The sequence below is a fragment of the Anabaena sp. FACHB-595 genome (genome assembly GCF_048568275.1).
Lineage (GTDB): Bacteria > Cyanobacteriota > Cyanobacteriia > Cyanobacteriales > Nostocaceae > Trichormus.
The window spans coordinates 308,083-331,564 of sequence record NZ_CP183474.1 but is presented as its reverse complement, the minus strand read 5'-3'; the positions used below and the strand labels follow the sequence as shown (position 1 = coordinate 331,564).

Genomic DNA, 23,482 nt, shown 5'->3' with positions numbered 1-23,482 from the left:
ATATAGATGATAATTTTAGAGTTCTTTAACTATGCTTGATATTTACTAAATGCCTATGTAATCTATCTTATAGGCATTGATATCACTAAATTATAAGTTATTAAAATCAAGTCAATTCTAATAAACACCATAAAACTACCGGAAGAACCAAAAATATTAATCCCATAGATAATATAAGTGGATTAAGCTAAACCTAATCTCTAATATCAATCATCTAAACTGTTACTACGATGATGAAATTAATGAAATTAGATTCAAGAAGCTATCAAGAAACTGCACTTATCTTTGAAACTGTAATGAAGTGCTTAAGTAAATTCTAGAGTATAAAGTTTAGGTAATTTAAAAGCAAAAATTGTGAATTGAATATAAATAAATTTTGCCCTTGCTTCTTGGCTAAGGGCAAAACAGTCTTAAACATAAATTCCGTTAATTCAGTGATTAAATTACCGAGATATTCGTCGCATTAATCACAGGTTTATTCGATAGAGTAGCAATCTGAACTTGACTGCTAGAACCTGTGCCGTCAACATCAAAGAATAACGCACCTGTGGATTGATTATAAATAAAGCGATCGCTTGTAGTCTTGGCTGCTGTACCCAAAACAAACTGACTTGCAAGCAGAGTACCAGCTACAAGCCCACCACCAAATCCAGCAGCGTCAACACGAAGGAGATCGTCAAGGGGATTAAAGTCTGTAATCGTGTCGATGCCATCGGTAATTGGAGCAGAGAAAGCAAAAGTATCTTTACCATTACCGCCAGTCAAGCGATCACTACCCATACCACCCACGAGTATATCGTTGCCGTTCCCGCCAGTTAAAGTATCATTACCACTATCGCCATAAAGCGTATCATCTCCATCTCCACTGATTATGGTGTCATTATCAGCACCACCAGATAAGATGTTGTTTGCGACATTACCAGTAATATTATTTCTTAAAGCATTACCAGTACCATCAATTGGGCTATTACCGATCAAGATGAGATTTTCTAAGTGGTCGCCTAAAGTTAGCGTAATACTGGCACGAACAGTATCAGTTCCCCCATCAGCTTCTTCTATGATGGTGTCATTGCTGCTATCAACGAAATAAGTATCATTACTAGCGCCACCTGTCATTACATCGTCACCAAGTCCACCATCTAAGGAATCGTTACCAGCACCTCCATTGAGAATATCGTTGCCAGCATTTCCTCTGAGAGTGTCATCGTTATCACCACCAGACAGGATATTATCAGCACTGTTACCTGTGATGGTATTTCTCAGCGCATTACCAGTCCCATTAATAGCATTGCTGCCTGTGAGAGTGAGATTTTCTAAATTATCATCTAATGTCCAACTCACACTAGCATTAACAGTATCACTTCCCCCATCAGTTTCTTCTGCGATTGTGTCATTGCTGCTATCAACGAAGTAAGTATCATTACCAGCGCCACCTGTCATTACATCGTCACCAAGTCCACCATCTAAGGAATCGTTACCAGCACCTCCATCCAGCGTATCATTGCCAGCTTCTCCCTTGAGGTTATCATTGCCATCTGCGCCATTGAGGATATCATCGCCAATACCGCCACTGAGGGAGTCATTCCCAGAACCTCCAAAAAGAGTATCGTTCCCGGCATTGCCTCGGAGAGTGTCATCGTTATCACCACCAGACAGGATATTATCACCATTGTTCCCTGTGATAATATTTTTCAGCGCATTACCAGTACCATTAATCCCATTGCTGCCTGTGAGAGTGAGATTTTCTAGGTTATTGCCTAATGTCCAGTTTATGCTGGCATTAACAGTGTCAGTTCCTTCATTGAGTTCTTCTATGATTGTGTCATTGCTGCTATCAACAAAGTAAATATCATTGCCAGCACCGCCTGTCATTACATCGTCGCCAAGACCGCCATCTAAAGTATCATTGCCAGCATTGCCATTGAGGATATCGTTTCCTACATCGCCTTTGAGGTTGTCATTGCCATCTTCACCATTCAAGGAGTCATTGCCAATACCACCGTCTAAGGAGTCGTTCCCAGCACCACCATAGAGAGTGTCATTCCCTTCACCGCCTCGCAAAATGTCATCGTTATCGCCACCAGACAGTATATTATCGGCACTGTTTCCTATAATTATGTTTTTCAGCGCATTACCAGTACCATTAATCGCACTACTACCTATGAGAGTCAGGTTTTCTAAATGATTGCCTAGCGTCCAAGTAATAATGGTATTGACAGTATCAGTTCCCTCGTTTAATTCATCTATGATAATGTCATTGCTGCTATCAACATAGTAAATATCGTTGCCGACACCACCTGTCATTACATCGTCACCCAGTCCACCATCTAAAATATCATTGCCAGCACCACCATTGAGGACATCGTTCCCGTCTTCCCCTTTGAGGTTGTCGTTACCACCTTCGCCGTTGAGAATATCATCACCCGCTTTGCCATTAAGAGTGTTAGCGCCACTGTTGCCTGTAATGATATTGCTTAAGATATTACCTGTGCCTGAGATGTTACTTGTGCCAGTTAAAATTAGATTTTCTACATTTTCAAGTAGTGTGTAACTAATTGATGAGCGAACAGTATCAATACCTTCATTGAGGTTTTCTACTACTTTATCGACATTGTTATCAACGATGTAAGTGTCATCGCCTAACCCTCCAGTCATGGTATCTGAGCCTGTACCACCATTGAGGGTGTCATTACCAGCTAACCCAAAGATAATGTCATTACCGCCTAAGCCTTGAATGTTGTCGTTATTGGGTGTGCCAGCGAGGGTATTGTTACCCGATGTACCAACAATATTATTGATGAGGTTAGTAATAGTGAGAACAAAGCTATCACTGATACTCGCGTTGCTGGTGTCGATCGCTTGTACTGTAATATTCAGTGTACCCACATCAACATTTCCCGGAATGCCGCTAAATGTGCGATTTGTGGCATTGAAAGTTAGCCAAGTTGGTAAGGGGATATCGCCTACTAATTTTGCAGAGTAAGTCAGCGTGTCACCCGTATCGATATCGCTGAAGGTGTTGAGGGGAATTTGGAATGTGAAGGGGGTATTTGATGCGGTGCTTTGGTCGGCGATCGCCAGACCCAAAATTGGTGCATCATTAGTATTAGCTACTGTCAGGGTGAAGCTATCATCTACACTTGCCCCAGTACTATCAGTGGCTGTGACTGTGATATTCACTGTCCCCACATTACTATTTCCAGGAGTCCCACTAAATGTGCGAGTTGTGGCGTTGAAAGTCAGCCAACTCGGTAAAGTTGTAGAGTAAGTCAGAACATCACCAGCATCGGCATCAACAAAAGTGTTGGCTGGGATGACAAAAGTAAAGTTGGCATCTTCGTTGATGATTTGATCAGCGATCGCATTGGCAACTGTGGGTGCTTGATTGGTGATAATTTGTTGATTACCGAAATCAACGTCTGTGCGGACTTGTCCGGCGGCGAGGTTGACAGTGTGGACTTGGTTAATGGTATTGTCTGATGTGGTAGTACCGTTGTTGTTATTGTTGTTACCTGGATTGACAGGATCGGGGTTAGGAGTTGTACCAGTGAGGCTAAGAATAGCTTCCGCAAGTTTCAATAAGTCTACGCGGGGGTAGTTAAATCCTGTGTTCGTAACATTATCATTTTCATTATCACCGTCGTTGATAATTACACTGGTTGTATCCAGGAGATTACGGAACTCTGTAACTGTCAGTTTCCGACCCAGTTTTTCTTGGGCTATCTGTTGTGCGAGAGTTGCTACACCTGTAAGGTAAGCAGTAGCTTGGCTAGTTCCTCCCAGAGTAGTTGTACCACCGTTGGCGTTTGCACCTGTAATTAAGATACCTGGGGCAAAGATATCTAATAATTCTGGGTGACGTTGGGAGAAACTAGCGATTTGGTCAGCCGTGGTAGTGTAATCAATTGCCCCACCGACGAAGTTTTTCGGCCCGCCAAAGTTATCCGCCCAAACTGCACCAACGGCGATGACATTGGGATCTATAGCTGGGTAAGCTAGTCCGGGATTGCTTGTGTATTGGTAGAAACTATTTCCGGCGGCGGCGTTGATGATGATGTTATTGGAGGCGATCGCACTTAATTCATCCCCAATTCCATAACGTCCGGTAGCTGTTGTCCAGTTTTGGCTATCACCAATGGAAAGGTTGACAGATGCAATATTATATGTATTGCTGTTAGCCGCAACCCATTGTAAGGCTTTTTCTAAATCTGCAAAACTACCAGCACCGTTATCTTTAAAGACCTTTAAGACGATGATATCGGAGTTAGGCGCAACACTGCTAAAGATGCTGGCAATGTGAGAACCATGATTGTTTCTGTCACTTGCGTCTGCATCGTTATCAGCAAAGTCATATTGATAGACGATTTTATCAGCAATGCCGTTATTGTCAGTATCAGCCCCGAAGAAGGGATGATTTAAATCAATCCCAGTATCAATAATGACGCTTGTGAAATCATTACCTTTGATGTTAGCAAAGCGACTATCTGCCCAGAAATTATTCAGATTAATTAAGTAAATCGCTTGAGAGTCTACTGCACTGGTAATTGTGGTACTAGGAGTTTCTAGGGGAGGGGTGACGGTAATATCAGATGGGGCTTCGTCATCAATAATTGTAACAGTGGCTATACTTTGATTTCCAATCACCGCGCCACCTGTGGGGTTAGTCAGCTTAATGGTGAAATATTCATTGCCCTCGACTTTGCTATCATTGCGAATCTTGATGGCGTTAGGATTAGCTAAGAGGGCATTTTGTACGGAGATGAGTTTGCTAGTTTCATTTTCTGCGAATGCGATCGTAAACGGCACATTATTGAAATCATTATTGACGGAACTAGCCCCACACCCGCACCCAGTGGCAGTACCATCAGTAAAGCTAAGTGTTGCGCTAACTGCACTACTGGTGTTACCTGTGCGAGTTACCCAAACTTCTGTGATGGCCGTGCCATCTTCCTTGACTATATAATTAGCTGCACTAAAGTTAAGTTGTATCCCGTTACTATCACCAGGGGAAATCATATCTAAGCTGGGAATAGCCAAGGGAATATCAGCGTTAGTGGTGGTGATATTAGTACCGGGGAAAGTTTGTTTCCATCCTGGTTGCTGTACTTCCGCAACAGTGTAAACCCCAGGGCGCAGGTTGGTAAATTGATAATTACCGTTAGCGTCGGTAGTAGTAGAGATTTCGCCGTTGTCTAATTGTCCGTTAGTGTTGCTGTCGAGGTAAATTGTCCAACCTTGTAACCCTGGTTCTCCAGTATCTTTTACCCCATCGCCATCAATGTCATTCCATTTCATCCCGCGAATTTCGGCATCGTTATCAGTGATGCTGACAGCAATATCGGGGAGAGTAACATTGCTGTAATTGGTATCTGTACTGCTGATACTGTGACTGATGGTGCTGGTGTGATTTCCTTCGGTTATGGTGTCGTTAACTGCGTTAACGGTTATTGTTTGGGGAGTATTCCAGTTAGCGGATGTGAAGGTGAGAGTGGTTTTATCGGTGGTAATTTGACTACCTGTGTTCAGGGTGACGGTAACATCAGCTGTGGGTTGGGTTCTCAGAACTAGGGTGTAACTGTCAGTGTTACCACCTTCAATGACTGCTGTGCTGCCACCACTTTGAGTTATGGTAACGCCAGGGGTAGGAGGTGCAGCAATGGTGAAGGTGGTGGTTCTGGCAGCATCACCGCTATTACCAGCGTTATCTTGAACTGTTGTTGCATCAACCTGTAATTGGTAAGTTCCAGGGGTGTTGAAGTTACTTAAGCCGTTGATGCGGTAAGTTGTGCCGGAGAGATATTCAACTGTGACAGTGTTGGGAAGGGTCAGATTTTCACCGTTACGGCTGAGGGTGATATCGTTTCTGTCGAAGGTATTCAGATTAATTTGTTCGGAGAAGCGGACATCAATAAAGTTGACGGGAGTAGTAACAGAATTTTGGGGAACGTTGAGGAAGTCGGTAATGGTAGGTTTAGTGATATCGGCGAACAAGCTGAGGGTAGTTGTCGTGATGTTTCCGGCTACGTCTTGTACTTGTAAATCTACATCTCTATTACCAGGAGATAGTAGTTGAATGTTACTGCTAAAGCTGGTGCCGGTGACAGTGGCCTGTCCCAGGGTTTGGGATGTGGTTTTATCAATTAAGGAAACACGCAAACCTGTTTCACCCAAATCACCAGTGACAGTTACAGAGGTACTGTTAACCCGAATTTGTCCGAATTGGTTGAGGACTCCCAAACTAGCTGAGGTTGTTTGCAGACTAGCTGGGGATGGGGTAGCTGTCACAGAAATATTGCTGGGAACAGTGGGTGCTACAGTATCCATCACCCAAGTTTCTGACTGTGTACCAGTACCTGCGTTACCAGATAAATCTTGAATACCACTACCGTTGGCCGTGAGGGTATAGTTGCCATCTGTTGTAGTTAAGCCACTCAGTCCGTTGATGCGGTAGGTAGTATCGTTGATGGCAGAGATAGTGACAGCGTTGGTAATTAAATTCGCACCGCCGTTACGAGTGAGGGTGATATCTTGCCAATTGAAGGTACTCAGGTCAATTTTTTCACTGAATGTGACATTGAGTGATGATACAGGTTGATTGCGGGTTTTGGCTAATAAATCGACAACATCGGTAACAATAGGCGCAGTGGTATCAGCGTTACCTGTGGCTGTTTTAATCCATGTTTCACTGACTGCACCTGCACCCAGTTTACCCCCAATATCTGCAATGCCTGCGGCGTTAACAGTGAGTTGATAAGTGCCATCTAAGTTAGTTAAGTTACTCAGTCCAATAATTTGGAAGCGGGTAGGAGATTGAGCAACAATCCCCACACCAGAAGTAATCAGATTTGCCCCACCGTCAAGAGTTAAAGTGATATTGCTGATATCAAATGTATCGGCTTTAACTGCTTCTGAGAAGTCAACAGTGATGGCGTTGACTGCTGTGGAACGGGGGTCTGGGCTGACATCTATAATATCTGTGATGCTGGGGCCGCCTGGGGTGTAGATGACGGTGTAGGTGGTGTTGCCTGCGGTAGAATTGCGATCAAGGAAATGCAGAATATTTTCGTAGATGGGACGACCTGTAGCGGGGAAGGTGCGGTCTGTTGTCCACACATTATCTAGTTTGACTTCGCTACCATCTGCACGTAATACCTTTTGAATATCAAATTGGGCATTACTGGGGTCAGCGAGGCGGAAATAATTCCAACCTGCGTTGACGGTGGTGGAAATCTGTACACTGAGGTCGCCGAGGGTTGCAGGTGCGTCAGATGTGGCGTTGGTGATGGCGTTGACGGGTGCTGTTCCTCCCTGACTGAAGTAGAGTGTATCAGGGGTGAAGTTTGCATCAAAGATATCGTTAACTAAAAAGTCGGGGAGTCCGTCATCTGTGGGTTGGTTGATTTGGACTTTGCGCGTCAGTTCGTGGATTTTGACATCCTTAATTAAGGAAAGTTCAGCCTTACCAAGATTATTAATATGTTCAAATGTCGCTTTGTAGTCGATGAACTTACCTTGCAGGGATGATTTCAGTAACCAGTCAGCAACGGCTGTTTGTCCAGCAGCAATATTACCAAAGTTGACGGTTAAAGAAGGACTAACACCAGTTCCGTTGACTTCTGAGCCGATAATTTGGAAGTCTATGAGTAGACCTTTTTCGTTGTCAACTATCTTGGGTTGACCAGAGGTAATTTTTAAGTTTTTCGCTTCACCTTTACCTTCGTTTCTCACTAATACTGCTAGCGAGTAAGGAACGGAGGTTTCAATAATATCATTGGTGAATGGGTCATCAGCAAAGACATCGCGTTGATGGAAATAGTCAAGGTACAGTTCTGCTTGGGGGTATACGGTGATGGGGGTGGAAAGCAGGGGAACTGTTACTGTTGTTCCGTTTTCTTTGTAGGAGAGGGTTCCGCCGATGCTGTATTGAGTTGCGGTTTCTGGTGCTGCGAGGTTGGTGGGGATGAATGTCCATTGGGCGGAACCGATACCTTCATCTACGGTAGTTGTCGGGTCATCTTTGATGAGGATACCTGTACCGTCAACGGCGGTGATATTTTTGAGGACGGGGTTGGTAATGCCGAATAAGTCATTTACAATGTTGCCTTGTGCATCTTTGACTTGGAGAGTAACAGAGAGGTTTTCAAGGTTGCTAATATTGCCGTTGTCGATTTCAAGTGTACCAAGGAAGGCAGCACGAGTCATTACCGCTTCTTGATCTATTTGAATTTTGACTTGAGCGCAAACGCCTTGTGTATTATCTTTTGGGTCGGGATTATTAGGATCTCGACCATTTTGTTCTTCAATTCCATCATCAACGCCATCACCATCAGTGTCTTTAACTAATGGATTTGAATAAATTAAGGCTTCATAAAAATCATTCAATCGATCTCCATCTAAATCTGAATTTTTATTATTAGAGACGTTTGAGTCTAGACCAATTTTACGTTCATAAGAATCAGCTAGTCCATCACCGTCATTATCACTGTCTTGAATAGCAAATTGTCCAATACCAAAATCATCTCCATTTCGAGCAATTACATAAAGGATAGGAGTAAATTGAACAAGAGGAAAAGAACTGCTCAGAATAGACAATAATCCATCGGTGGAAATTTGAGAAATTTGATTATCAGCAACAACAAAATACTGAGTTCCAGTTAGAGAAGAAGTTAAATCAGAAATAGTACCATCTAGGTTATTTTTGCTTACTTTAAGTTGAAACTGTTCTCCAACTGACAAGAAAAATAAATCATCAATTTCGATTTTTAAAACAGAAGATGATGCAAGTTCTTCAGAAAATAGTTGATCTTTTGTTAAAGAAGAAGGCTGAATTTGTTGATAGTTTTGAGGGAGCAAGTTTGGCGAAGTCTCTGCAATCAAAGATTGAGAGCCAAATCCACTACAATTAAGAGTTCCGTCATCCTTTCGAGCCGTCAAATAAGTTACCATTAAGTCTGCACCATCAGGAACTACTCGTTGCGCTATATCGGCGGCAAACTGACTCATTTCTCCAGATGCAGCAACCTCATTAAAGCAAGGAACAACACCCTGATTAAAAAACCCCTCATGCTCAGACCGATTATATGATCCATTACAAATTGCTCTAGTAAATCCTGGAAGTAAATCTCTAATAAAGTGAAAACCTCCTGCACCAAGAGAACCAATATCACCAGTTGTTGGTACACCAGGACTAGAAACAGGTATCCAAGGAGGAATCAAATCGGTAAGATAGTCAAGTTCTCTTGTGCTGCCTCGACCGTTTTTTAGATCGTTTGCCATTTGACAAAGAATCTTTTTAACGAATCCTTGACCCCAGTTGTTTCCTGCTGCTTTTTCAGCAATACAAAGAACCTGATGATGATATCCAGCAGTTGCTGTTCCTCTTTTATCATCGTACTTATCTGAAAAAGTATCGAGCATATCCGGATAATTACAGTCTGGTTCATTAGGTGGATTATCTGGATCTGTATTACAAGGATTGCTAGCATAAATGATAGGAGTGGAGGAATAAACAAACACACCACCGCCAGCACCGCCAGCACCGCCAGCACCGCCACCACCAATACCAATACTAGGTAAACCACCGCCACAATTGCCTTCTACATTATTAATTACAATTGTTGTGGATCTTTGGACATCAATATCACCACAGGGATAGGAATAAATGATAGAACTAGAAATTGAACAAGGAACTTGAGGCGTAGAAGCAAGACTTAATTCACTCTGACCATTAGGCAATGTATCAAAATCAGCAATTCTTGTAATTCTTATTGGAACAGTTAGAAAACTTTTAGCTGATAAAATATCTACATCATTAATTAAAGGCTCAATTTTATAGAAAGGATGACTACCAAAATTCAATTTAATATCATTGGCAGCAATTAACCCATGATTAGTCACAGTCATATCAATTTGCATGATTTGACCAATTACCTGTAAATCTTTTAAATCAATTAAAGGTGGATTAATGGTAACAACTGGAATGGGAACATCGGTTTCAAAGGTTGATTGAACACTAATTGTATAACGGTCTTCAATCTCTGTCGGAGTTACTGTCCAAGTATACTTAACCGTTTGCCTAGACAAGAACGCTTGAATATTTTCTGTTTCTCCAGCACCAATATAGATATTTTGCTGATAAGAATCGTGATTATCTGCATTAATTCTGAGTGTGTAATACCCCTCTACTAAATCTGTGAAGGATAAAATACCGTCTGCATCTCTCTGAGAAAAGATAACTTTACCGTTAAAAGGGTCTATAAGCGTAATTGTGGCATTTTCTAACCTGGGCGAACCTTCAGCAAAGAAGAATAATTCATCAACTACATTAATATTTAGATTCCCTTTTGCTTCTGAAACCGCACGGAAATTAAACGGTAATCTTAACGATGTCTCCGCACCTGCAATTACTAAATCGCCGTTATAAACTGTTAATTCCTGCGTAGCAGATGGTTGTAATAACAGAGAAACTTTTGTTGACTCCCCTGGGTTTAGGGTAGGTATTTCCACTGGAGACGCTAACTTTAACCAAGACGCTTCAGGAAGCAATACATCTAATTCCCCAGAAGCAATTCCCCCTTGGTTGGTGACAGTAAACTCAACTAATGTTTGTCCTCCACGCAGCATACTGGCTTGTAAACTGCTGGTATCAGCCACTAAACGCGGTAAAATTTGCTCGACATTCACCGTTACAGGTAAAGTAGCGGTGACTCCTTCGGTAGTATTGAGGCGAATTTGTAATTGGTCGTAGAGTAAACTGTCATCAGGAACGGTGATGTTGTAGTTAACGGTAATTTCTTCGTTTCCGGCGAGGCTGGTTTTTTGTGGTGTAACTTCTACAATCCAATTACTCGGCGCATCAATAATACTTGCAGTTAGTCCTGATAAGCCTACATTACTCAGGTTTTGCAGTTTAACTTGTCCGTTAAAGGTTGTCCCTTCAACTATTTTTTGCGTTACCTGCTGCAAGAATTGGTCATTCTGCTCAAACCGCATTCCTAATAAGGTAAATTGGTCTTCGGCGGCGTTATCTTCCGCAGCAAAAGCAGGGAAATAAGCGTTAATGTTGTAAGTCCCCGCTTCACCTGGGAGGGGATTAAACTGTCTAACAAAGTTACCGTTTGCATCGGTAAATGAGTCAAATTCTCGAATTGTCCCTTTATTTTCTACCCTGACTTTGACAAATTCAAACGCCACGGGAGAATTATCACTATTACTAATAGCTTGTCCGCGCAAAATTACAGAATTTCCAGCTAAAGCTGTCTCGGTATCTGTGGAAACAATTGCCCGATAAGCTGGAGTCACTGTCACAGGCGTAATTGTGGTATTGTTATTCTCCCCAATTCCTACGCCTTCATTCACTGTATTATCAGTGTCAGTGCTAGCAATTAAATAATATTGTCCAGGTGTGCGCGGTGCAAAGTAAGTAACGGTGCGGTCATAGGATGTTCCTGATAATAAATTAGCAGGATTTTCTGCACTTCCTAAAGCAAATCCACCTAATAATGTATCGCTGGCATCGAGTTTATTATCTCTAGATAGATACACTCTGTCTTTCCAGCTTCCCGATGCAGCAATAATTCCATTATTAGCAACTGTGTAAGTAAATTGAGATTGTTTGCCTGTATAGGTGGGTTGAATTCCTTGTAAATTAGTAATGGTTAAATCGGGTACATTGATATCAGTTATTTCTAAGCTATCTGTACCACTATTTAACCCATTGGCGGCAGCAGTAATCGTGACATTTTGACTGCTATCATTAATTCCATCACTAACTCCAGTAATTGTAAATGTTGCTGAAGTTTGTCCCGCCGCAATTGTGACTGTGTTGGGAACTGTTGCTTCTGTTGTATCGCTAGAATTAAGGGTGACAACTAACGCACTATCTGTATTAGTATTGCGAGTAATTATTGCAGTTGCTGTTCCTGTTTCTGAGATTAAATCCCTGTCTATGGTTAATTTTAAACTGGGACTTTCATTATCAACGACATTCAAATTAGCAGTTGCATTTCCTGTTGGTACGGCTACATTGGTGTTTGTATAGATTGGTCTAGCCGTAATAATTACAGCTTGTGTTCCATCAACAATGGTGTCATCAACGCCTTGAATTTCAAAGGTAGCAGATGCTTGATTGGCGGCGATGGTGACTGTAGCGGGGACGGTGGCTTCTGTGGTGTCGCTGGTAGAAAGTTGAACTACTAAGGGGATATCTGTGACGATGTTACGGGTGATGGTAGCGATCGCTTTACCGCCATTCTCGTTAATATTAGTAGTATCAACGGTTAAACTTAAGGTGACTGCATCATTATCAATGACACCAACGCTATCTGAACCGCTAATAAATCCCGGTGCTGAGGCAATGATACTGTAATTTCTCGGCAGTTCAATTAAGTTATCATCAACAGCCGTAATACTAAAGTTAACCGAATTTGCTCCCGCCGGAATTGTGACTGTTGTCGGTACGGTAATTTGAGTATTATCGCTATTAACTAAGGTAACAGTCAGGGGTTCTGTGGTGTCGGTGTTGCGAGTGACTGTTCCCTGAATGGTGTTACCTTCGGTAAGTTGCTCGGCTGTAATATTAACGGTTAATGTCGGTTTCAAATCATTGTCGATGATATTGACAACTGCACTATTTTGTGTACCGATTGTTGCACCGTTGGTGGGATTAGCCAGAGTTAAATTGATGCTTTCATTGCTTTCTAAAATACTGTCATCAATGATGGGTATGGTGACAGTTTTGCTGTTTTCGCCGTCGGCAAAGTTAACTGTAATAGGACTATTATTGTAGTCACTTCCTGCTGTGGCAGTGCCATTAGTTAAGTTAATTCTGACGCTAACTACTCCATCACTTCCGTTTGTGCGATTTAAAGTTACAGCATTTACAGCCGTACCATTTTCATTAACCGCATAGTTAGCGTTACTAAATTGAATAGTTCCAGCAATGGCATCATTATCAACAATATTTAAGTTGGCTGTTTTTTGTGTTCCGAGTGTTGCGCCACCAGTTGGATTAGTTAATGTTAAATTAACTGTTTCTATAGGCTCATAAATATTATCATTAATAATAAATGATGTTGAAAAACCTGCCGTACTTTGTGCGCCAAAAAATGTACCATTATTCTTATTCGTGCTTAAATCTTGAACTATATTTCCATTAATTGAATTAAAGTTCCAATAACCGATTAATCCGCTTTCATTTCCTGTTAATTCACGATTCAAGCCTGCTTTTATCTCTTCTTCAGTTCGAGCTTTATGCCAAATACGAACATCATCTATAGAACCTTTAAAAGACCAATCCTCTTGTCGAATAGAAGTACCACCGAATAGACTACTTGGATGAACAATATACTGGCTTGTTAAGCCTGCTTTAATAAATTGACCATTAATATATAATTTTGGAGTTTTATTCTCATAAACTAATGCTATATGATTCCATCCTGACAATGCAGTGTTATACACTAATACAGATGGCATATAGTTAAGTGTGTGTTCAGAGATAGTTACTCCATTTGTACCAATAGAAATTCCAGCGTAAACATCATTACTGGTTCCTAGAGTTCCTAAACCCTGTTTCGGAAAAATTGCATATTTTTGATTAAAAAAGGCATTAACACCAGAACTCGTTTCGGGAGTGGAAGCTCTAGTTGCAGTAGGATTAGCCCACAATTCTATTGTGAAGGTGTCTTTAGTCTCTGAGAAATTTGCAGGATTATCTACATAATCATTGCCATCAAAAAATAGCCCCTGATTTTGCGATATTAAGTTAATTGTTTTACTGGTTTCTCCGTTGGCAAAGGTAACGGTGATAGGTAAATTATTGTAGTCACTTCCGGCTGTTGCTGTACCGTCTGATGGTGTTAAAGTAACACTAACTTCTCCATCGCTTCCCCCTGTGCGAACTAGGTTAATACTGGCTGTACCGTTTTCGTTAACGGTGTAATTGTTAATGTTAAAGTTAATCGTGCCAGGTTGAGGTAAATCGTCATTAACAATGGTTAGTATGGCTGTATTTTGAGTTCCTACAGTTGCACCACCTGTGGGATTAGACAGACTTAAATTGATGGTTTCATTGGGTTCAAATTGATTGTCGTTAACTATGGGAATGGTGACAATTTTACTCGTTTCGCCATTGGCAAAGTTGACAGTGATTGGGGTATTATCGTAGTCAACAGAGGCGATCGCACTACCATTACTTAAGTTAACTGTGACACTAACTGCACCATCACTCTCCCCTGTGCGGTTTAAAGTTACAGCAGTTACAAGTGTACCATTTTCATTAATCGCATAGCTGACGTTGTTAAACTGAAAAATTCCTGCTACAGCATCATTATCAACAATATTTAGAGTTGCTGTTTTTTGTGTACCTAAATTTGCTCCGTTAGTAGGATTAGTTAAGGTTAGATTAATGGTTTCTGTGGGTTCATAAATACTGTCATCTGTTATTAGTGAGGTTGTAACAATACCTATTACATTTTGTGCTTCAAGAACTGCCCCATTATTTTGATTGCCAGTTAAATCTTGAACTGTAGTACCATTAATTGAATTAAAATTCCAATAACCAATTAAGCCAGTTTCTTTGCCTGTTAATTCACGAATCAAATCTGCTTGTATTTCGGCTTGAGTTCTAGCTTTATTCCAGATACGAACATCATCAATTGAGCCTTGGAATAATTGGTTTCCTATCTGTCTACCACCAATCCGAAAATCATCTTCATTAGCGTGAAAATCTCCTATATTTCCTGAACCATTATAGGTATGAACTAAAACACCGTTAGAATAGGTTTTAATTACTCCTAATTCATAAGTTACAGCAATATGAGTCCATTGATTTAAGGGAGCAACATAACTCGTATTAATCCATAGCCAAGTGGGGTTATTATTCGCAAATGCCCATCGAATAGTGCCATCAGAAAAACGAGCTACTTCATATTCTCCTTCCTTATTAACAATAATTCCACCTTCAATAGTACTGCTTCCACTACCAGTAGGATTAATCCATGCTTCAATCGTTATATCTGTAGAAACTTCTAAACCTGATTTTGCTCCTACATTGACATAATCATTAACCCCATCAAAAGATAAAGCTTTACTTACCTGAGTTAAATTAACAGTTTTACTAGTTTCTCCATTGGCAAAGTTAACTGTAATGGGAGTGTTACTGTAGTCATCGGGGGCGATCGCACTTCCATTAGTAGGTGTCAGAGTAACGCTAACTGCGCCGCTTGCACCGCCTGTCCGGGTAATAGTCACAGCCGCAACAGGTGTACCGTCTTCATTGGTGCTGTAGCTGGAACTACTGAACGCAAGAGTTCCAGGCAAAGGATCGTTATCAATAATTGTTAATACGGCAGTATTTTGTGCGCCAATGGTTGCTCCATCTGTGGCATTACTGAGGGTTAAATTAATTGTTTCATTTGGTTCAGAAACAGTGTCATTAACTATAGGAATGGCAACTATTTTAGTAGTTTCTCCGTTAGCAAAGTTAACTATAATTGGGTTGCTATTAAAGTCACTAGGTGCTACTGCTGTACCGTTACTAGGAGTTAAGGTAACACTAACTGCACCATCACTACCACCAGTCCGGTTAATAGTGATTGCTGTGACAGGTGTACCATTTTCATTAACACTGTAGTTAGCTGCACTAAAGGCGATCGCACCAGGACGAGCATCGTTATCAACAATAGTTAAAGTCGCTGTTCTCTGAGTTCCCAAAGATGCACCACCAGTGGGGTTAATCAGGGTAAGATTGACAATCTCGTTTGGTTCAAAAATAGTATCGTTAACGATGGGGATAGTAACGGTTTTACTTATTTCGCCATCAGCAAAGTTAACGATAATGTTAGAGTTGTCGTAATCACTAGGAGCTGTAGCTGTACCGTTAGTCAGAGCCAAAGTTACACTAACTGTACCAACAGTCCCCTGTTCACGGGTAATTGTAATGGTGGCGTTGTTACTTTCAGGAGTGCTAAAAGTAGCCTGACTAAAAGAAAGTAAACCTGATTCGTTTTGCGCTTCGATGAAAACGTTGGAATTCAGGTTTAATTCTGTAACTCCTTCAATAATGGCGATGAGTTCATCGGGTTCGCCAGTGGGTTTGTTAATGTAAATTGCCGTGCCAGTGATGCCATTGATGGGAGATGTCCCCAGGATGTAGTTACTTTTTGGGCCTGTTAGTTGGATGATATCTTCGCTAGCATTAAAGCCAACAATCCGAGCGTAATCTGTTGTCCCTGCGGTGGTAGTGTTGCCATCATCATAGAAAGTAGTAGCTGCATTACCGATAACATAAATGTCTCCACCTGCACCACCTTGGAGGATGTCAATTTCTCCCAATCCTGGGTTGACAGCGTTTTGAGCTACACCAATCAGGCGATCGCTTCCACCACCTGCGCTTATGCTGTCATTGCCTGCACCACCAACAATGGTGTCATTACCATCACCTGTGCGAATGTTATCATTAGCTGCCGTGCCAGTAATCTCAAACCGCTCGATGTTAGAGAAATTAACTGTATCGTAACTAGAGCCATTGTAGGCTTGATAATAACCGTTAAATCCCCCTGCGCCATTGCTGGATGCCGAACTCGATATGCCGGAACTTGAACCAGTATAAGTGTTACTGGAATAATCGACGATTAACAGGTCACATTCCCTGCACCACCATCTACACTATCGCTTCCTAATCCTGCGTTAATTGTGTCGTCTCCACTCCCAGTATTAATCGTGTTATTGTTGCGCTGGGTAAAGCTGATGACATCGTTGCCACTGCCAGTGGTTAAATTGGTAAACAGTTCAATGTTGGTGACACTTGTACCATCTGCTAAGGTGATGGCAGTTTGAGTTATACCTATATCATCGACATTGATAGCCGTAGTTAGTGTACTGAAGTTGCCATCAACTAAGGTATCTGTTCCCTCTCCGCCATCAATGATATTGATGCCTGTTCCTGCGGTGATAGTGTCATTTCCTAAACCACCCGCAATGGTATCGTTGCCGCTACCACTAGTAATAGTGTCGTTACCATCACTACCTGTGATGTTGTTGTTCCCATTCCCTGCACTTATGCTGTCATTACCTGCACCACCAACAATGGTGTCATTACCATCACCTGTGCGAATGTTATCATTGGCTGCCGTGCCAGTAATCTCAAATCGCTCAATGTTAGAGAAATTAACCTAGCGTGGCAAAACTTACTAGAGAGGAGCAGAGATCCTGTAATCTTGAGCTTGTAACGAAATAATGGTACAAAAACTTGGTAAGAAAAAGTTTAAAACCAGAAGCAACATCGTTTGAAGTACTCGATTGTGTTCAAAAAAAATGCCCTTCGTGTGGTCAAGCAATGTGGAATGAATACAATAATCCTCGACATATAAGAACGCTAAATGGGGTAGTAGAACTACAGCTAAAAATTCGGCGATGTCAAAATAAGTCATGTATGCGGTATAAAAAAGCATATCGACCAGAGCAAGAAGGGTCACTCGCTCTACCACAGAACGAATTTGGTTTGGATGTGATTGCTTATATAGGAGCATTACGCTACCAGGAACATAGAAGTGTTCCTCAAATACATACTCACCTTGAATTAAAAGGTATATGTATAAGTAAACGAACGGTCACACACTTAATTGACAGATATGACGAGTTACTTTCTTTATGGCTAAAAGACCATAAAAGATTAAAAGCAATAGTGGCTAATCAAGGACGGGTGATATTAGCCATTGATGGGATGCAGCCAGAAATTGGACATGAGGTATTATGGGTAATTCGAGATTGTCTATCAGGAGAAATTTTACTTGCTAAAACTTTATTATCATCAAGGAATGAAGATTTAGTAGCGTTATTATTAGAAGTGGCTAATACACTGGATGTACCAATTGATGGAGTTGTTAGTGATGGACAACAATCAATTCGTAAAGCTGTTGGGTTAGCATTACCTAAAATTGCTCATGGTTTATGTCATTACCATTACCTGAAAGAAGCAATTAAACCCATATATGAGGCGGATAGAAATGCAAAAAAGGAATTGAAAAAAAAAAGTTAGAGGATTACGAGAAATTGAACGTAGTGTTACCAATGAAGATAAGGATTTGGTGACTATTATTGAAGATTATTGCTCGGCAGTCCGTAGTTCTATAACCAATGATGGACATCCACCGTTAGAGGCATCTGGATTAAAGTTACAAGAAAATTTGACTTTGATAGAACAAAGCTTAGAAAGGATGGAAAAAAGAAGTGCTTTACCACCACCTTTAGTTAACCTAAAACACCTTCTAGCTAAGGGATTATCTGCTACTGCATCTTTATTTTCACCTGTGAGGGTTGCATATCAGTGGGTTGATAAAGCTAGTAATATTCTCAACAATAAAATAGGTCTTGATGCTGCTGGGGTCAAACAAAGTTATCAGCAACTGTTGACAGAAATGTCTCAACAAAAGCAGAAAGCTGGTACCCTGAACACTGCAATCGATAACTTTATAAAAACCACCCACAGCTACTGGTCTGGACTTTTTCATTGTTATGAAATTGAAGATTTTCCTAGAACTAATAATGACTTAGAACACGCTTTTGGTATGCTACGTTATCATCAACGTCGTTGTACCGGTCGTAAGGTTGCCCCCTCATCTCTCGTTATTCGTGGTTCTGTCAAACTTGCCTGTGCGATCGCTACTAAGCTTCATTCTTTTACCGCATCTGATTTAGCACAAGTTGATATTCATACTTGGCTCGAATTACGCTCTCAATTGCAAAAACACCACAAAGCCAGAATTGAACAGTATCGATTTCGCAGAGACCCCAAGGCTTACTTGGCTAATCTAGAGAGTCGTCTTCTCTAGTAAGTTTTGCCACGCTAGAAATTAACTGTATCGTAACTAGAGCCATTGTAGGCTTGATAATAACCGTTAAATCCCCCTGCGCCATTGCTGGATACCGAACTTGATATGCCGGAACTTGTACCAGTATAAGTGTTACTAGAATAATCGACGATTAACAGGTCACATTCCCTGCACCACCATCTACACTATCGCTTCCTAATCCTGCGTTAATTGTGTCGTCGCCAGAGGTTCCGATTATTGTGTTATTTCCATTAGTACCAGTGAAATTCTGCTGTTCAACTGCGATAACCTGCCCATAAATAGTAATAACTGCTGAATCATCCTCCGCCTTTAAGCGTGCCAAAGCTTCATTACCAAAACTTTTTCCTTGCACTAATGCAGAGAAAATTGCCCCTTCATCCCCAGCACTATCGCTATTGTTCAAAACACTATCAACTCGATGCCCAATTTCCTCTAGCAACAACTCTACTAAATTTTCTGGATTCCCCTGATTCGCTTGCAAAAATTCCCAAGATAGATAAATCCGGTTAGTAAATACCCCATAAACTCCATTCGCACCATTAATATCTGCTGCATTGCGAATCGCTATTTGAGGAATAATACTAAAATCCCCTGCCAACCACGTTGTTCGTAAAGACTCAACCGCAACCCCTTCCCCAAAAGCTACTGCCATCTTTTGAGCAAAATCTGAGTCATCAGCAAAAGCTCGCAGTCGTTCTTGCAGCAGAACCAGAGATTGTTCTAAAACCCCTAACATAGTTAGGTCAATAATTAAGGGAGACTCTACAACTAGATTGTTACGGAGGATATAAGTATTATTCATCTTCTTAATGAGCTTTTTCAGGGTGGGATAGGTTCATCAAAAAATGCTGAGAGTAAGGGGTATTAAATAATTAAGGGTAATCACTTACACATCAAAAACCAAGTAGCCACGAGCTACCAAAGGTATGAACAAATAAGCATCTCTTTAAATGAAACGAAAATAAATCTTTAAAATTACCCAGCGATCGCAGCAGGAAATAACAGCGTCTCAGTCGTTGCCGTATTGATGGAATAGCTTTGATTATCCAAAAACTTACTATTGACAAGCTCTTTGAGTGTTTTAACATCACCTTGCCACTTGTCAATCACTGCACTGATAGCTGCCAACCGTGCTGCTGGTTCTTCGTGATTTATCGCTCGACTGAAGTTAGCCGAAAACAAAACTGCTGGCTTAGTAGTTTTGTCTGGATACTGTAATTGAGCTTCATTAATATCCAGATATAGCTGAGTCTCGTTCAGCGTATAAACTAGCCTCATTGACGCTTCTACAGGCGCAGAACCAAAATCCTGCCATGCTCCTGGTTGGAGAAGTTTACTAAACGTGTAGTTGCGTCCGCCCAAGTTTTCTGGCTCGTAAGGTGCAAGTCCTCGTAAGTTAATTCCCACGCCCTGATAGTCCACTTGTTTGACTGTTTCAATATATTTATGAGCGATCGCCGCAATTTGCACATCGCTTGCTTCTTTATTGGCGATCGCTTCTGCAAAAATCACCCTATTGACCTCTGCAACAATGCTCACACCATTCTGGTAAACAACCTGAGCCGCAGTGTTGGTTAAAACTGGTGGTCTAGCTAATTCCCAGTCACTGGGGATAATCCCCGTATACTTGAGAAAGTCTGCGGTCAAAATACTGGGGTTTTGCTGCCGAACAGCGATCACAATCAGCAGTTCTTGAACTTGAAAATTTTCCATCATATTACTCTGATTTATATACGTAAAAATAAAATTCAATGTGATTTTATCGACATTGATACGAGAATACACTTATATACTTATCTTTAGGAATAAATTCTTTATAAAGATTGTGCAAAATCAGTGGATATACTTAACTCTATGATTATTATCGAGGAAATCTCAAGTTTAAGAAATATTGCGTCAGTTTAGCTTGCCTAGCGACTCCAAAAACCTCTGCACCGACCCTTCTAAATCACCGGGGTACATCCGACCGATGCGATCAGCTACGCTCTTGCGGAACGCCATCGCAAATCTCCTGCATCTGCTGACATTCCACAGGCAAGTAATCGAAGGACTTGAGATGCTTCAGCCCAGCCGTCAGTTCTCCGTCCCAAATTCTAACGGTACAACTGAAGTCATGGACAGCAACCACTATGCACCAACACCCGCCTTTGCCTCTGAGTTCGGGGTTATCTTTAGCTAAGATTTGGCACACTTCGCCAATCTGATAACTATTAGGTACTTGGGTGCGCTCCATAATTCGCTGCACCACATCTTTAACGATGCGGCCAGTTGGCACTTTACCACCAGTTTCTTCCACAGCAGTTGGCCAAGCCTCTTGCTGTTCTTGCGGTTCAAGCTTTGTTAAAGGGCGTACTTGACCTTCGGCTGTTGGTAAAATGTCCACAAATTGTGGACATTTTTGCAGATTGTCCACAACGATAGCGGCATCAATTAGCTGGTAGGAACGAGAACGGTTGTATCCAAACCTGTCCTTACAATACTCCTCAAATGTTGCATGGGTCGAACGGTACAATCTGCGATCGCGCAGTTCCATGAGTGCCTTCCCCGCTTCAAAAAACGCCCTTTCGACCTTACGTTTTAAAAACAGGCGATCGCTCTGCTCCTGCTCGGTTAATTCAGGTATCTCAACAGCATTAACTGTAATAGTTGCTGTAGCTGGATTTTCTTCTTTGGAGATATCCTTCTGGGCAAAGTTATCTGGTGATGTATTATCCCTAGATTGGGCAGAACTGATTTTTTGCGCCTGGAAGGTGGTGTATTCATATTCCACTTGTTTTAATTCAGTGGTTTTCGTCCAGATTCGATAGCAAATCAACTCCAATAATCTTGCTCTAATCAGATGGATAAAGCTTCAAAGGGAAAAATGCTTTTGGTTTTTAGGTTAGTAAACTGTTCACATCAACTACGACAACACATTCGATGCGAGTTCTTAGTTCCTTGCCACATCAAAGATTTTCTAGCCGACTCCACTCCCTTAAAATTGGCAAAACAAAAGTGATGGGCGATCGCTCTTCTACTGTTACTCTGACAGTGGTAGTTGTTCCTGGAGAAATTGCCAACTTTGGCCCATCAGAAGATGACCACTCATAACCGCTAAAGTTCTTAGGGTCAAGTTTTAATTGCGCGATCGCCTCTATTTTCCCTCCTTCCCCATCCATCACTTTTTGGACTAATTCTGGGTTTCCTACTACAGAACTTGCACCTTCCGAGGTGACAGGAAAGGCTGAAATATTAGTAATTTTCCCGACAATCCCCCCAAATCTTGCCCGCTTGACCGTATCTGGTGTAATTAAAATCGGCATTCCTGGTTTAATTTGCTTGCCATCTTGTACCCTAAAATAAGCAACGCTCATCATTTCGCTGGCTTGTCCAGATATTTGCAAAGTTCCTAGACGGTTGCCTGGACTGAGATATTGCCCTAGAGTAGCGGTTATTTCTACAATACATCCAGCGTGAGAACTTTTAATGGTACTGTTGTCTGCAACTTCTTTTTCCCAGCGAGCGATCGCTTGCTGCAATTCCTGAATTTGATTGTTTTCAGTATTATCAGCTGCTAGATTATTCTGTTCTAGTTGTTTGCTACGGGTATTTAATTTTTCTAACTCAGCGTTAATTTGGGTAATATTATTTTTATTTTCCAAATATTTTTGCTGTTGTTCTGTTTCTTGGACTCGTAATTGCTGTAACTGTGCTTTAATCTTTGAGATATTCTGACGGGTTTGGCGATATTCTTGTTCTGCTTGTAAAACTTGTTCTTCGGAAATTGCTCCTTGCTTTTGCAATTCCCGTTGTTTTTCAACTCTTTTTTGGAGTACAGGCGTTAATTCTTCTACATCTTTGAGACGTTCTTGAAGACTAAGACGCTGTTGGTCAATGCTATTTAATCCTTCATCTTGCAGGCGAGGAGCTAATTTTTGAGTATTTTGCAACCGTTGTTTTAAACTTGTTCTTTCAGCAGCAATCGCTTCTGTTTCTAACTGGGTTTGTTGTTGTCGCAGTAAAGTAGTTTTTTGGACTTGTCGTTGTAATTGAGCTAGTTTATCCCGTTGTTGCTGTAATTGCTGTTTTTGTTGAGAGGGATCGATGGTGGCGAGAATATCATCCTTGGCTACACATTGTCCATCTTTAACATTTAGCGATCGCACCTGTCCCGATATCGGAGACTGAAACTGCACCACCCGCCGGGGATTAATTAACACTCCCTTTCCTGTGACTGTGATGGGAATATTACCAAACACGCTCCAGAGTACACCTAAAACCCCAAAAATAGCCAATCCGCCCAAAGATAACCAATCTTTGTGGTTAACAACTTGCATCAAATGATCCAAACGTTCTGGAGAAGATAGGCGATCAAGTGCTTGTTGACGAAAGATACTGCGTTTTTTGTCAGACATTCATGTAATTTTAGATGTAAAAATCTTGAAACTTGACATTAAGTCAGTATAAAATACCAAAAATTTATACTCTCATTTCTAAAATCGGAGATATCTTTGATATGAAAAAAGCCAATTATCAACCTCATTCTAAGACAAGCAAATCATCAATAATTGACGTTCTGCCTCTCTCGCAACTCTCACTGGAAGACTTGAAAAATGTAATCGGTGGTAGAACAGGATCTGGGGGTAGTGGTC

Annotated in this window: 9 protein-coding genes; 4 read left to right on the top strand and 5 right to left on the bottom strand. The window is 41.3% G+C overall.

Annotated elements, in window-relative coordinates:
* Positions 1–438 precede the first annotated feature (438 nt).
* Positions 439–16,422, bottom strand: a complete 15,984-nt coding sequence (locus tag ACN222_RS28380) for a Calx-beta domain-containing protein (RefSeq protein WP_416365182.1) — start codon at positions 16,420–16,422, stop codon at positions 439–441.
* Here ACN222_RS28380 and ACN222_RS28375 point away from each other — a divergent pair.
* Positions 16,351–16,599 (top strand): hypothetical protein, encoded by a 249-nt coding sequence (locus ACN222_RS28375; protein WP_231865586.1) that lies wholly within the window; start codon positions 16,351–16,353, stop codon positions 16,597–16,599. The two genes, ACN222_RS28380 and ACN222_RS28375, sit on opposite strands and share 72 nt — an antisense overlap.
* A gap of 32 nt (positions 16,600–16,631) precedes the next feature.
* Here ACN222_RS28375 and ACN222_RS28370 read toward each other — a convergent pair whose 3' ends face one another.
* On the bottom strand, positions 16,632–17,114 hold the full coding sequence (locus tag ACN222_RS28370; protein WP_395939717.1) for a calcium-binding protein: 483 nt from the start codon (positions 17,112–17,114) through the stop codon (positions 16,632–16,634).
* Positions 17,115–17,335: 221 nt separating this feature from the next.
* Here ACN222_RS28370 and ACN222_RS28365 point away from each other — a divergent pair.
* Positions 17,336–18,830 (top strand): transposase gene (locus tag ACN222_RS28365; protein WP_010999504.1). Its coding sequence is split into 2 segments (ribosomal slippage): positions 17,336–18,022 and positions 18,024–18,830, totalling 1,494 coding nucleotides; the frame shifts between segments, so codons are not numbered across the junction.
* A gap of 151 nt (positions 18,831–18,981) precedes the next feature.
* Here the strand turns inward: ACN222_RS28365 and ACN222_RS28360 are convergent.
* A complete protein-coding gene (locus ACN222_RS28360) occupies positions 18,982–19,653 on the bottom strand; it encodes a hypothetical protein (protein WP_419756910.1) in 672 nt (223 codons plus the stop codon).
* Between the two features lie 258 nt (positions 19,654–19,911).
* On the opposite strand from ACN222_RS28360, the gene ACN222_RS28355 reads away from it, so the two are divergent.
* Both ACN222_RS28355 and ACN222_RS28350 read left to right on the top strand, forming a co-directional pair.
* Entirely contained in the window at positions 19,912–20,001 is a 90-nt protein-coding gene (locus ACN222_RS28355; RefSeq protein WP_149028811.1) for a hypothetical protein, read from the top strand.
* 296 nt (positions 20,002–20,297) lie between these two features.
* Positions 20,298–20,429 (top strand): hypothetical protein, encoded by a 132-nt coding sequence (locus tag ACN222_RS28350; protein ID WP_395939713.1) that lies wholly within the window; start codon positions 20,298–20,300, stop codon positions 20,427–20,429.
* 397 nt (positions 20,430–20,826) lie between these two features.
* Here ACN222_RS28350 and ACN222_RS28345 read toward each other — a convergent pair whose 3' ends face one another.
* Complete coding sequence (locus ACN222_RS28345) at positions 20,827–21,621, bottom strand: hypothetical protein (RefSeq protein ID WP_010999851.1); 795 nt, start codon at positions 21,619–21,621, stop codon at positions 20,827–20,829.
* 175 nt (positions 21,622–21,796) lie between these two features.
* Entirely contained in the window at positions 21,797–23,245 is a 1,449-nt protein-coding gene (locus ACN222_RS28340; RefSeq protein WP_010999850.1) for an NHLP bacteriocin system secretion protein, read from the bottom strand.
* Positions 23,246–23,482 lie beyond the last annotated feature (237 nt).